The 11,790-nt window shown below is 45.0% G+C and carries 12 protein-coding genes and 2 pseudogenes; 2 read left to right on the top strand and 12 right to left on the bottom strand.

Going from position 1 to position 11,790, the window contains the following annotated elements; translation table 11 throughout:
• The 6 genes and pseudogenes from PAN06_RS10405 to PAN06_RS10380 all read right to left on the bottom strand — a co-directional run.
• Positions 1-483: pseudogene (locus PAN06_RS10405) on the bottom strand (sensor histidine kinase); the annotation flags it as partial.
• A complete protein-coding gene (locus tag PAN06_RS10400) occupies positions 483-1,466 on the bottom strand; it encodes a substrate-binding domain-containing protein (RefSeq protein WP_023919635.1) in 984 nt (327 codons plus the stop codon). The pseudogene PAN06_RS10405 and the gene PAN06_RS10400, both read right to left, overlap by 1 nt.
• A 190-nt stretch (positions 1,467-1,656) precedes the next feature.
• Positions 1,657-2,052 carry a single-stranded DNA-binding protein gene (locus tag PAN06_RS10395; RefSeq protein ID WP_021154298.1) on the bottom strand — a complete coding sequence of 132 codons (396 nt, stop codon included), beginning with the start codon at positions 2,050-2,052 and terminating at the stop codon, positions 1,657-1,659.
• Positions 2,053-2,153: 101 nt separating this feature from the next.
• The gene (gene ytpR, locus PAN06_RS10390; protein ID WP_003009800.1) at positions 2,154-2,780 is read right to left on the bottom strand and encodes a YtpR family tRNA-binding protein; all 627 of its coding nucleotides are present in this window, start codon (positions 2,778-2,780) and stop codon (positions 2,154-2,156) included.
• Positions 2,781-2,789: 9 nt separating this feature from the next.
• Positions 2,790-3,107 (bottom strand): thioredoxin domain-containing protein, encoded by a 318-nt coding sequence (locus PAN06_RS10385; protein ID WP_021154296.1) that lies wholly within the window; start codon positions 3,105-3,107, stop codon positions 2,790-2,792.
• On the bottom strand, positions 3,104-3,394 hold the full coding sequence (locus tag PAN06_RS10380) for a DUF4651 domain-containing protein (RefSeq protein WP_003004245.1): 291 nt from the start codon (positions 3,392-3,394) through the stop codon (positions 3,104-3,106). Before PAN06_RS10380 ends, PAN06_RS10385 begins: the two co-directional genes overlap by 4 nt.
• Positions 3,395-3,536: 142 nt before the next feature.
• Here PAN06_RS10380 and pepA point away from each other — a divergent pair, with 142 nt between their 5' ends.
• Both pepA and PAN06_RS10370 read left to right on the top strand, forming a co-directional pair.
• The gene (pepA, locus tag PAN06_RS10375; protein WP_014712788.1) at positions 3,537-4,601 is read left to right on the top strand and encodes a glutamyl aminopeptidase; all 1,065 of its coding nucleotides are present in this window, start codon (positions 3,537-3,539) and stop codon (positions 4,599-4,601) included.
• A 244-nt stretch (positions 4,602-4,845) separates the two neighbouring features.
• Complete coding sequence (locus tag PAN06_RS10370) at positions 4,846-6,330, top strand: DUF1846 domain-containing protein (protein ID WP_003009791.1); 1,485 nt, start codon at positions 4,846-4,848, stop codon at positions 6,328-6,330.
• A gap of 337 nt (positions 6,331-6,667) precedes the next feature.
• Here PAN06_RS10370 and folK read toward each other — a convergent pair whose 3' ends face one another.
• From folK to PAN06_RS10340, 6 genes and pseudogenes are all read right to left on the bottom strand, one after another.
• Positions 6,668-7,477 (bottom strand): 2-amino-4-hydroxy-6-hydroxymethyldihydropteridine diphosphokinase, encoded by an 810-nt coding sequence (gene folK, locus PAN06_RS10365; RefSeq protein ID WP_247923534.1) that lies wholly within the window; start codon positions 7,475-7,477, stop codon positions 6,668-6,670.
• 25 nt (positions 7,478-7,502) lie between these two features.
• Complete coding sequence (gene folE, locus PAN06_RS10360; RefSeq protein WP_195327208.1) at positions 7,503-8,057, bottom strand: GTP cyclohydrolase I FolE; 555 nt, start codon at positions 8,055-8,057, stop codon at positions 7,503-7,505.
• 8 nt (positions 8,058-8,065) lie between these two features.
• Positions 8,066-9,376: a folylpolyglutamate synthase/dihydrofolate synthase family protein gene (locus tag PAN06_RS10355; RefSeq protein WP_269796250.1), complete on the bottom strand. Its 1,311-nt coding sequence runs from the start codon at positions 9,374-9,376 to the stop codon at positions 8,066-8,068.
• Positions 9,377-10,333: a dihydropteroate synthase gene (gene folP, locus PAN06_RS10350; protein WP_269796249.1), complete on the bottom strand. Its 957-nt coding sequence runs from the start codon at positions 10,331-10,333 to the stop codon at positions 9,377-9,379. It lies immediately after the preceding gene.
• Positions 10,334-10,495: 162 nt separating this feature from the next.
• Positions 10,496-11,227, bottom strand: a complete 732-nt coding sequence (locus tag PAN06_RS10345) for a type II CAAX endopeptidase family protein (RefSeq protein WP_346732064.1) — start codon at positions 11,225-11,227, stop codon at positions 10,496-10,498.
• 72 nt (positions 11,228-11,299) lie between these two features.
• A pseudogene (locus PAN06_RS10340) lies at positions 11,300-11,790 on the bottom strand (acetate kinase); the annotation flags it as partial.

Here is an 11,790-nt window from a genome sequence, read left to right as displayed (position 1 = left end):
CGGAAAGAAAAGCGAAAAGACGTCTGAATTGGTCACAAGGAGCATCAAGAAACTTACTAGGATAAAGGCAAACCAATACTTGCGGTCTCGCTTGGTATTCAACTCTTTGGAACCATAGAAGATATCCGCAAAAACCAATAGAATAAGCCCGTTATAAGCTACATTTTGGACCCACATCAAGAGCAACATCAGGAGGATCTCCAGAATGTTCCACTGATCAAAAATGGACCATCGACTCGTTTGAGACCGGTAACGACTCATGGAGATCAAGGCAATTCCAGCAAATAAGAGCGCAGACAACCAAAAAGTTGTAGAGGGCGCAAAAGGAATACGCTCTAAGCGTTCTACTAATAGAGAAGCTTGCCGTTGGGCAATGATATAGTTGGTTGCTTGAAGATAGATGATACTGTTGAGCATCACAGCGATAAAATTCACGACCATCAGGATGGCCAAACTGTATCTCACACCTCTAAATTTTCTCATTACTGCCACCCATTCACATCAAAGTGATCGATGTTTTCCTTTGTCATCATTTGCACCGGAATGGTTATCTCTTTTTGGTAGCTTTTCCCAGCCGTCATATCTTGGATGACCTCCATCACGCGGTCTCCCATCTTCAACGGAGACTGGGCAACGGTTCCTACAACATCATCTGTCGAGTGCAGCAAGGCTTTCATATCTGGTGAGCCATCGATCCCATAAATCGCAATGGGATGGGTGATTCCTTGCTCCTTGATCGCTGCTAAAGCTCCTATAGCCGAGCGGTCATTTAGGGCAACTAGTGTATCGACATTCCCCCCTGACTGCAAGAACTTACGGACAGCTGGCATGGCGATCTCCGTCTGACCCTTGGTTTCTAGTTCCGAGATAATCTCATATGACCCATGTCCTTTGATGGTATCCTTAAATCCCTGAATCCGCGTATCTGCTGAAACAGTCCCTTTGTGCTCCAAGAGAAGGATCTGAGCATTTGAAGAGCGTTTCATCAGCTCTTTCGCAATCAAGACTCCTGCTTGGTAGTTGTCGGAGACAATGCTGGCATCCGGCTTAAAATGCTTGAGCTGGGTATCAACTGCAATGATCTTAATTCCTTGTTTTCTAGCTTTTTTAAGAGCCCTTAAAATGGGCTGACTATCCCCTTTGACCGGATTAATCACAATCACATTTACTTTTTGGGCGCAAAAATCATCGATCTGCTGGCTCTGCCTTTTTTCATCCAATTCCGGATCTCGAACAGATACAAGAGCACCTCTCTCATCGGCAATTCGACTAATTTCCGAATGAATACTTTTATAGAACTCATTGTTCATGGTCATATAGGTGACACCGATCTTGGTCTGATCCTTGATGCTACTGGTTTGACAAACGGCATAGATCCACAAGAGGATGCAAGCCACTGGAATCACCAGTAAAACCCGTTTTATCAGCCATTTCAACCGTTCTTTTCTTTCTTCTTTCCCCTTCAAACTCCGTTCCTTTTCTGAAAATTTTGAATATATATTACTTTATTTTACTACTTTTTCAAGAAAAGTGCTGGCTTTTATTGTACAGATGCATATTTTTGATTTATTTTTAAAAGACTTGTTCCCGAATGAAATCCCTACCAAGTATCAAAAAAAGCTGGTCTATAAACGAACCAGCTTTCTTTTTTTGTTTCTAAAAAGGAAGATCTTCCTCCTCTAAAATGATGTCGGCTAAATCTCCCGTTCCACCATTTTCACGCATCGCTCGCTGAGCGCGGCTCTCTAATAACTGAAAACTTTGGCAGAGGACCTCTGTCACATACTGCATGATGCCATTTTTCTCGTAGCGGCGCGTCCGAATCTCTCCATCCAAAGAGATCAAACTCCCTTTGCTGGCATAACTAGCCATGGTTTCAGCCAATTTCCCCCAGACAACGACATTGACAAAATCAGTCTCTCGCTCCCCGTTTTGATCCTTGTAGCGACGATTGACCGCAACGGTCACTCGGGCAACGGATTTGTCTGTGCTGGTTTTATGCAATTCTGGGGCCGCCACCAGGCGACCGATTAAAATAACTTTATTATACATCATTTACCTCCTATCTATTTATTCGAAAAAATTTCAAAAAATGGGGGTGACAAACCAAAATCAAAAAAATCTAGGATTCAAAACATCCTAGATTCTTCTCTTTATTCATGCCAGTGACGAGCAGGATCAAAAGGTGTCCCTGCTACTTCTGCGTCATCCAATTCAATAATGCCTCGTTTTTGAGGAGCATTTGGCAAGTGCAATTCACGCGGACTGCACATCATGCCATAGCTTTTTTCTCCACGAAGGGCACCTGGGAAAATCAAGCTACCATCCGGCATCATGGCACCTGGAAGAGCGACAATGGTCTTTAGACCCACCCGCGCATTTGGAGCTCCAGCTACGATCTGAACCGTCTTATCTGGTCCAACTGCTACCTGGCAGATATTCAAGTGGTCACTATCTGGATGGGCCACCATTTCAAGGATTTCTCCAACCACAAATTTTGGTTCCCGATCGTTGACCAAACGTTCTGCGAAGCCTTCTCTTTCCAATTCTTGGTTCAAACGAGCTACTTGCTCATCTGTCAAAAAGACTTGGCCCTTGCCTTCGATGGCGAAGAAAGATGAGGCATCAAAGATATTCCAGGCAACGGTTTCTTGCTTGTCCTCACGGTAAACGCGAGCCACTTTTCCTTTTCTCTCCACCGCGAGCTTTGCTTCTCCACTATTTTTCAAGGTCAGCATCAAGACATCGCCGACTTGTTCTTTGTTGTATGTTACAATCATGTTTTTCTCCTATTTTAATCCTGCTAAGAATGCTGTAATCTGCGCTTTGGTTTTCCGATCCCGATTGACAAACCGACCGATTTCCTTATCCTTTTCCAGAACCACCAAACTTGGGATCCCATAAACATCCCAGACTTTCGCCAGATCCATATAGGCATCTCTGTCAATCAAGATAAAGGTAAATTCGGGATTTTCAGCTTCAATCTCCGGCAAAAAAGGCTTGAGGTAACGACAATCCCCACACCAGTCGGCTGAAAAGACAAAGACTTTCTTGCCATCTTGCTCTACGTATGAAGCAATTTCTTCTAGAGAATTTGGTGTAATCATAATTTTTCCTCTTCGTAATGCAAGAGACCGTCCTCATAGACAAAGCGGTAATGGCGCTCATCTTCAAAAATGACGCCTCCTACTAAGCGCTCTTCACTAGACTCGTAGAGTTCCACATACAGAGTCGCAATCGTCCCCATGGCTTCCATTTGCTCCCGTACTTCTGCTACCAATTCTTCTTGGGTACGAAGACGCTTTTGATCTTTTGCAATTTTATAAACACCGGCCGCAAGGGCTCCTGCACTTGCTACAGCCAGACTAGACAAAATAATTTTTTTAGCTTTCATAGTGCCTATTGTAACACAAAATAAGCAGAGGGACAACGGTCTAGGCTAGATCTCTCCCTCTGCTTTTAGAGACTGATTTCCATAATAACGCTACCATCCTTGTAGAAAAAGTGATAAAATAGCATCAGAAAGAAGGTAACCTATGACTGATTTATTTTCTAAAATCAAAGAAGTAACTGAAATCCCTGCTATCTCAGGACATGAAGCTCCTGTACGGGATTATTTGCGCCAACAATTGACTCCTCATGTGGACGAAATCGTGACAGATGGTCTCGGTGGGATCTTTGGAGTCAAACATTCAACAGCTGCCGATGCTCCTCGTATCTTAGTAGCTGCCCACATGGACGAAGTTGGTTTTATGATCAGCGAAATCAAAGCTGACGGAACTTTCCGTGTTGTCCCAATCGGAGGTTGGAATCCGATGGTCGTCAGCAGCCAACGCTTCAAACTCTTTACACGTGACGGACGTGAATACCCTGCTATTTCAGGATCTGTTCCTCCTCATTTGACACGTGGAACGGGTGGACCAACCGTACCAGCCATTAGCGACATCGTCTTTGATGCAGGCTTTAGCTCTAAAGCCGAAGCTGAAAGTTATGGGGTTCGTCCTGGAGATACTTTGGTCCCAGATAGCTCTGCGATTCTCACTGCTAATGGTAAAAACGTCATCTCAAAAGCATGGGATAACCGCTACGGCGTCTTGATGGTCAGCGAATTGGCCAAGAGCCTTTCCGGACAAGCCTTAAACAATGAACTGTATGTAGGGGCCAACGTTCAAGAAGAAGTGGGACTTCGTGGAGCCCACACTTCAACCACTAAATTTGATCCTGAAATCTTCCTTGCTGTAGACTGTTCGCCAGCAGCCGATGTCTTTGGAGACCAAGGAGCGATTGGGGAAGGAACACTGCTTCGCTTCTATGATCCAGGTCACATCATGCTACCAAATATGAAAGATTTCTTGCTCACTACGGCTGAAGAAGCGGGCATCAAATTCCAATACTATTGTGCCAAAGGTGGTACCGATGCAGGTGCAGCACACTTGAAGAACGGCGGAGTCCCATCAACCACTATTGGTGTCTGTGCACGTTACATCCACTCTCACCAAACCCTCTATGCCATGGATGATTTCTTACAAGCGCAAGCCTTCTTACAAGCATTGGTTAAGAAATTGGATCGCTCTACAGTTGATTTGATCAAACACTATTAAACAACATCGATCTGAAGCCCCGTAAGGGGCTTTTTTAGGGGGAAAACAAGGTTCTCTTTGAAACTTTCCAGCGTGAGTCACCATTGAGCCCCTCGGCATCCACACTCCCCTTAGGAAAGTATCTTAGAATATTTTATCTTCCATCTGTTTTCTGATATAATATGAAAGAATGAAATGGTAGGAAACTGAACACTCATCCTTGGATTTGTGTGGTAGACCCTTCCCTTATATACAGGAGTTTTACATGAAAAAACAAGCTTTTAGTTCTGAAAAGTATTTGAACTTGCAACGTGACCACATTATTGAGCGGATCAACCAATTCGATGGCAAGCTCTACCTTGAATTTGGTGGTAAGATGTTAGAAGACTTCCACGCTGCTCGTGTCCTCCCTGGATACGAACCAGACAATAAGATCAAGCTGCTCCAAGAATTGCGCGACCAGGTGGAAATTGTCATTGCCATCAACGCCAATAACATTGAGCACTCAAAAGCCCGTGGGGATCTAGGAATTTCTTATGACCAAGAAGTACTGCGTTTGATCGACAAATTCAATGAATTGGGGATTTTTGTAGGCTCTGTCGTCATCACCCAATATGCTGGACAAGCTGCAGCAGATGCCTTTCGCAAACAACTGGATAAGAGCGGGATCGCCTCTTATCTACACTATCCGATCAAGGGCTATCCGACTGATATGGACCACATCATCTCTCCTGAAGGGATGGGGAAAAATGATTACATCAAAACTAGTCGAAATTTGGTCGTTGTGACGGCTCCTGGACCTGGTTCTGGTAAGCTGGCAACTTGTATGTCCAATATGTACCATGACCAATTAAATGGGATCAAATCAGGTTATGCTAAGTTTGAAACCTTCCCGGTATGGAATCTTCCTTTGCACCACCCAGTCAACTTGGCTTATGAAGCAGCGACTGCAGATCTAGACGATGTCAATATGATCGATCCCTTCCACCTCCAAACCTACGGGGAAACAACAGTCAATTACAACCGCGATATCGAAATCTTCCCTGTCTTGAAGCGCATGTTGGAACGCATCTTAGGAACCTCCCCTTACGCTTCTCCAACAGACATGGGCGTTAACATGGTTGGCTTTGCCATTGTGGACAATGACGCTGCGATTGAAGCTTCCCAACAAGAAATCATCCGTCGCTATTACCAAACCATCTTGGATGTCAAAGCTGAACGTGTCGGTGAAGGAGCCGTCAAGAAGATTGAGCTCTTGATGAATGATTTGGGCATTACTCCAAATGATCGGAAAGTGACCGTGCTTGCCCGCCAAAAAGAAGAAGAAACAGGTGAGCCAGCCTTGGCCCTTGAATTGCCAAACGGCGAGATGGTAACCGGAAAAACCTCTGACCTCTTTGGTCCAACGGCAGCCCTCTTGATCAATGCGATCAAGAAATTGGCGCATATTGATAAAGAAACCAAATTAATCGAGCCAGAATACGTCCAACCTATCCAAGGCTTGAAGATCAATCATTTGGGTAGCCGTAACCCTCGTCTTCACTCGAACGAGATCCTCATTGCCCTTGCCATTACAGCCATGAGCAACGAAGATGCTAAGCTTGCTATGCAAGAATTAGGCAAGTTGAAAGGCAGCGAAGCCCATTCAACCGTGATGCTGACAGACGAAGACAAGAACGTCCTTCGCAAGCTCGGTATCAACGTCACCATGGATCCTGTCTACCAATACGATCGCTTATATCGTAAATAAACTCAGACAAACAAAAACAATCCCTGCTCTAGGAATTGTTCAGATTGAAGAAAAAGTCTTCTTAAAAAACTTTCCTTAGGTGAGTACGGACGTCAGCGAACTTCTATGAAGTTCCATGACTAATTATTGAGCCTAAGGTCTCAATAATTCCGAGTGCCTGAAACTGAGTCGTTTCAGGCACTTTTCTCACGGCGGAAAGTTTCAGAATATGATTGAATAACTATAACGAGTATAATTTTTAAAGAATTGATTAAATTTTATTAAAGATTCGTTTCTCTACGCTCTCAACAATCCCTCGAACAGGGATTGTTTTTTATTATGATGCAAAGAAGAGAGACTATTTGACAGCCTCCCATAATTGGCGAATGGGCTTTCTTTGAACAGGGTCCACAAAATGAGGAGCAATTTCATTCAAAGACTCTAGGACAAAGGCACGTTCTGCCACATAAGGATGTGGTAAGATCAAGCTCGGACTGTAACAAATGGTGTCCTCCATGTAGAGCAGATCTAGATCAATCACACGTGGCCCCCACTTGACCTCACGAACACGTCCCATTTCCTGCTCAATGGCCAGTAAGGTCCCTAGTAAATCCTCTGGGGTCATCCAAGTTTCAACCTCTGCCACCTGATTCAAAAAGGTGTCCTGCTCCACTCCTCCCCAAGGTTCTGTTTCAATCCTTGTGGATGTCTGAAGAAGGCGAATGCCTCGATCCTTGAGTTTTTCTAGCGCCGTCTCTAGTTGCAGTTGTTTATCTCCCATATTGGTGCCAAGCCCAATAAAGGCCCGTTTTTTCTCCCGTTCGATTGTCACAGAACAAGTCTCTAATGGCAAGGGAACAGGAGCCCAGGGCTTTTTCAACTCCAGACGAACTTTTTCTACAAAGGCATAGCTTTCGAAAATCTTTTGAACCAACTGAAAGGCCACTGTTTCAATCAGATCGATCTTTTCTGCCTGCATCCACTCGGTCAACTGTTCCGCCAAGATCCCATAATGGATTGAAGCTTCCAAATCACCTGTGCGGGCAGCACGAGTCATCTCATAATCTACCCATAGGTCTAGGACAAAGCGTTGTCCTAATTCTTTTTCTGCTGGAAAAACACCATGATAGGCGTATACCTCTAAGTCCTTGATCCGTAATTGATCCACTCTGTTCACCTCTTATAGCCAGCCATTAGTGGCCCATGAGTTTATAGGCTTCATTTTTTAAGTTTTTATCTGTCGCAAGCAGTCCACGCGCTGCAGTTGTCACTGTAGCGGTCCCAGGTTTACGGACACCACGCATGTTCATACACATATGCTCTGCTTCTACCCAGACAAGTGCTCCTTGTGCTCCAAGATATTCCATCAAGGCATCTGCGATTTCTACCGTCAAACGTTCCTGAATCTGTGGTTTTTTAGCGTAAACCTCGACCGTACGAGCCAGTTTTGAAAGCCCAGCCACACGGCCATTTGGAATGTAGGCAATGTGCACTTTTCCATAAAATGGCAAAAAGTGATGCTCACACATGGAATGGAAGAAGATATCCTTCTCGACCACCATATTGTTATCAATGATTTCAAATGATTTAGACAGGTGCTCTTCTGCTGTCTGCCCTAGTCCTGCAAAGATTTCTTGGTACATCTTGGCAATGCGGGTCGGCGTTTCCTGAAGTCCCTCACGGTTCTCATCTTCACCGACTGCCTCGATGATCATTTTCACTGCTTCTTCAATTTTCTTTGTATCCATATCATCTCCTAGTTGGATTTTTCTGTTTTTAATAAATAAGGTCGTACCTGACTAAGGAAGTAGAGCGACCCCGTTACAATGAGGAGCTCATCGCCTTCAGCTTGCCAGTTTTGTAGAAACTCTTGCCAGTTAACTTCCTCAAGCTGATGGTTTTTCGCAGCAGCTCTTATCTCTTCTTGAGAATAGGCTCTTGGATCTTCAAAGCTCGTGAGGATCAAGCGACTATTTTCCAGTTCCTGCCACTGAATGAGCATCTCTTCTAAGGCTTTGGTCCGGATGCAGGTAAAAAGAATGGTCTTTTTTTGACTTGGGAACAGTTCCCGAAGACTTGCGATCAAGGGCGCAACGGCATGGGGGTTATGGGCCCCATCTAGCAAGATCATGGGATTTTGCGATACCACTTCCATCCGGCCAGGCCAGACGACTTGATGCAAGGCCTCATCCACTAACTCTCTTGACAAGAGTTCACGCCCTTCTCTTTCAAAAAGTACATCACAGATACTGATCGCAAGAGCTGCATTTCTGGCCTGGTGATGACCTAAGAGCGCTACTTGATAAGAGGCTGTTTCTCTTTTGGAACTGTGATAAGAAAAGGATTGGCCCGATAAACAAGAGGCCTCTAGCTCAACTTGGTAATCTCTGTCATAGGCTGTTATCGGTGCCTGCTTCTGAATCGCAATACCTTCAATGACTTGGCTGGCTTCTGCTTCTAATTTCCCTAGAACCAGAGGAATTCCTGGCTTAATGATGCCTGCCTTTTCACGGGCGATGGAAGCCAGATCTGGCCCAAGAAGGGCGACATGATCCAAGCCAATCGAAGTGATCGCAGTCAGAACAGGCTGACAGACATTGGTACTGTCTAGTCGTCCCCCCATACCGACTTCCATGATCACATAATCCAGCTCCTCGTGAGCAAAATAATCATAGGCGATGGCCGTCATCACTTCAAATTCAGTCAACCCTTGAAAAACAGCCCTTGATTGTTCAGCTTCCAGGAGTTGCTGGTAACTATCCAGGTAGGTTTGCAGGTCTTGATCCGAAATGGCTTCGCCATTAATGGTGATTTGGTCATTGTAATGGATCAGATAAGGAGAGGTAAAGACTCCAACTCGTAAACCTGCCTGCCTCAAGAGTTGGGACAAGGTGGCAATGGTAGAGCCTTTGCCATTGGTCCCCGCAACATGAATGACCCGACAGTCTAGGTGAGGATTTCCTCTCAAAGCCAAGAGAGCTTCCATGCGCTCCAAGCCGAAATGTGGATCTTGAGAACGATAGGCTTCTAGCCAACGAAGATCCAACTGATGTTCTTTTGTCTTCATTTACTTGTATTGTTTTAAATTGGTATCTGCTGCCTCTTGGGCTTGGAAAATGGCTTGGCCTAGACTGGCTGCCATCTTGTGAAGGGGAATATCATGCACCCGCACCACTTCGACTCCTTGACTGGCTGCAATACTCGTCAAATGGCTCGAAGCCAGGTCCCGATTCCAAAAACCAGTCTCCGTTGCAGGATCTGTCTCAAATCCAGCTTCCTCAATAATGTTGACCACAAAGCGTTTGCGGGAGACCCCTAGAAAGATCGGATACCCCTTTTGGTGAATCGTCCCAAGTTCTTGTAATAAGAGTAAGTTCTCTCGCTTGGTCAACCCAAATCCGATCCCAGGATCCAACATAATACGATCCATCTGGACACCGGCTGCTTTCGCTTCAGCAAGCGAGCGGTCAAAGAAGGTCCACATCACGTCTTGAATCGGTTCTTGAGCCATCTGTTGAAGCTCTTGCTCTGAAAAGACTGGTTCGAAACCAAAACTTGGAAAGATAGTGGAACTTGGATGATGCGGTCTTGCCATCACTGGATTAAACATGAGAACTGCGCTGGCTTCATGCTCTGCAACCACAGTAGCCATCTTAGAATCCCCAAGAAAACCAGTAATATCATTGACAATATCGGCTCCAGCTTCCAGCGCTGCCGCCGCCACCTGGGACTTCCAGGTATCCACTGAGATCAAGATAGCACTTTCTTTCCGGATAGCTTTAATCACTGGAACCACGCGGTCAATCTCTTCTTGGATCTCCACATAATGACTTCCTGGTCTGGGTCTGGTTGATTCTCCCCCGATATCGAGGATCTGAGCCCCTTCTTGGATCAGTTTTCTCGCCTGTTGCAAGGCTGCATCCACACTCGTATACTTACCCCCATCAGAAAATGAATCCGGAGTGACATTTAAGATCCCACAAAGAAGTGTCCCTTGGCCATTCAGCCATTTTTTATCAATCATTTTCGTTCTCCATCAATTCCTTTCCAACAGCATGATTGCGAACAAAAGAGGCTAGAACAAATGTTCTAAACCTCTGAGTTCATTCTCCATACGGATTTCTCATTTTTTCTGACCTTCTGTACGAAGATTCTGCATCAAAACTCATTGGTACCTACCATTTTATCATAATTTATCATGGAAGAAAACTCTCGATACCGGCAATAAACAAAGGAGGAGTACAGCCGGATAATAATAAGCTAGCGCATTCAAGGTCATATGGAGACAAATGCTATACTCGATCCGCTTGTAGCGATAAGCGACCCAAGTTAAGATCAAGGACATGCCTCCGTAAGCTACCCATTCCCCTAGGGTACTCGGTCCATGTAAGTAAGTAAAAAAGAGAGCACCGGCTAGATATCCGATTGGTTCTGCCCCTCGAAAGATCAAACGAGGGATAATGGCCCGACAGAGCAGCTCTTCTAGAATCGGAGCGACAAGGACCACGACCATGCCCATAGCAAGAAAAGGAGCATGAGATTGCAGTTCATTCAGAGCCGCTTGGTTTGCCGTCGTACCACCTGCCTCTTGTTTCAACAAAGGATAGGCGAGCAGGTTATTAGCCATCAACAAGAGAAGAAAAAGGAAATTTCTCCCCAGAGCCGGCCAGGTTATGACCCGAACATCTAAGTTCTCCAGAGGGCTCATCTTGATGACCTTATAAAAAACAAAGAGCACCGCCACTGTTACCAAGAGAGTGAGGATAGTGATCCACCCTGCATCCATTCCTTCTTGAAGGGAATAAACCATAGTGATGAGGGGAAATTGTGAGAGAAAGAATAAGGGCACAAAAAGAAGGAGCCAGAGGGCATTCTTACATAATGGGTGCTTTCGAAAAAAAGACTGTATATTTTTCAATGGACAACCTCTTTCTTGTATAAAATAAGAAGACTGGGACTTTCGCCTTCAGCCTTCTCTCTTTATTTCAGTTTACTGATTTTTGAAACGTTCAACGTCACGCGCAATCACCAACTCTTCATCCGTTGGAATCACCAATACCTTCACACGGGAATCATCTGTGGAAATGTCTCCGACAACTCCAAAGACGTTCTTTTCAGGGTCGACCTTGCAGCCAAACCAGCTGATGCCATTGATAATAGAAGAACGAACGTTTACTGCATTTTCACCGATTCCTGCTGTAAAGATGATGGCATCTGCACCATTCAAAACAGCCAAGTATTGACCGATGTATTTTTGCAAACGATCGATAAAGATATCGTATGCCAATTTGGCTTTTTCGTCTCCATTATGCATCGCTGTATGAATATCCCGCATGTCGCTAGAAGATCCAGAAACACCCAGAAGACCTGATTCACGATTGAGGATACGGCTAATATCTTCAGGCTTATTGAAATCCTCTGTATGCTCCATCAAGTAAGGAATAATCGCTGGATCGAGATCCCCTGTACGGGTTCCCATCA

Source organism: Streptococcus sp. SM3 (assembly GCF_027497875.1).
This window is presented reverse-complemented; position numbering and strand designations above follow the sequence as displayed.

What these genes read in the sequence shown, in the direction of transcription:
- PAN06_RS10395 (WP_021154298.1), bottom strand. Translation starts at nt 2,052, where the DNA reads ATGTATAATAAAGTTATTTTAATCGGTCGCCTGGTGGCGGCCCCAGAA.
- ytpR (WP_003009800.1), bottom strand. Translation starts at nt 2,780, where the DNA reads ATGATTGTAACATACAACAAAGAACAAGTCGGCGATGTCTTGATGCTG.
- PAN06_RS10385 (WP_021154296.1), bottom strand. Translation starts at nt 3,107, where the DNA reads ATGATTACACCAAATTCTCTAGAAGAAATTGCTTCATACGTAGAGCAA.
- PAN06_RS10380 (WP_003004245.1), bottom strand. Translation starts at nt 3,394, where the DNA reads ATGAAAGCTAAAAAAATTATTTTGTCTAGTCTGGCTGTAGCAAGTGCA.
- pepA (WP_014712788.1), top strand. Translation starts at nt 3,537, where the DNA reads ATGACTGATTTATTTTCTAAAATCAAAGAAGTAACTGAAATCCCTGCT.
- PAN06_RS10370 (WP_003009791.1), top strand. Translation starts at nt 4,846, where the DNA reads ATGAAAAAACAAGCTTTTAGTTCTGAAAAGTATTTGAACTTGCAACGT.
- folE (WP_195327208.1), bottom strand. Translation starts at nt 8,057, where the DNA reads ATGGATACAAAGAAAATTGAAGAAGCAGTGAAAATGATCATCGAGGCA.
- PAN06_RS10355 (WP_269796250.1), bottom strand. Translation starts at nt 9,376, where the DNA reads ATGAAGACAAAAGAACATCAGTTGGATCTTCGTTGGCTAGAAGCCTAT.
- folP (WP_269796249.1), bottom strand. Translation starts at nt 10,333, where the DNA reads ATGATTGATAAAAAATGGCTGAATGGCCAAGGGACACTTCTTTGTGGG.